Genomic DNA, 389 nt, shown 5'->3' on the forward strand with positions numbered 1-389 from the left:
GCTGCCACTGCATCGAGCACGTCCTTTGTGATCTCTGCAGGTTCCCTCTTCCAAGAGTGGGGCTCGTGTCGCATAGCGTCGATGTATGCCCACTCGGCAGTCCATCGCTCTCGGAAGCGCTCCATTGCCTTGAGTTCAGCGCTCACTCGCTCACCTGCGACAGTGGTACGCCTGCGGGCATCAGGTCGCTACCGGAGTTGGCCGGGAAGGCCAGCCACAGCTCGGTACTGATGCGGTAGTCGTCTTCGTGGTGGCAGCTGGGGCACTCGTAGTGAATGATGTCCACGTCACTGCTTTGGGTATCGAATTCTCCAGAGCCAACCCATGAGCGCTTGCAACCGGTACAGGTCCACTGCACAGCGTTGACGGTCACTCGATGCCGTCTTGGT

The 389-nt window shown here is 59.6% G+C and carries 1 protein-coding gene; it reads right to left on the reverse strand.

Going from position 1 to position 389, the window contains the following annotated elements; all coding sequences use genetic code 11:
* Positions 1 to 142: 142 nt before the first annotated feature.
* A partial coding sequence (locus GTR02_RS22550) for a hypothetical protein (RefSeq protein WP_205709843.1) occupies positions 143 to 389 on the reverse strand: 247 nt, incomplete at its 5' end.

The sequence above is a fragment of the Kineococcus siccus genome, assembly GCF_009906795.1.
Taxonomy (GTDB): domain Bacteria; phylum Actinomycetota; class Actinomycetes; order Actinomycetales; family Kineococcaceae; genus Kineococcus; species Kineococcus siccus.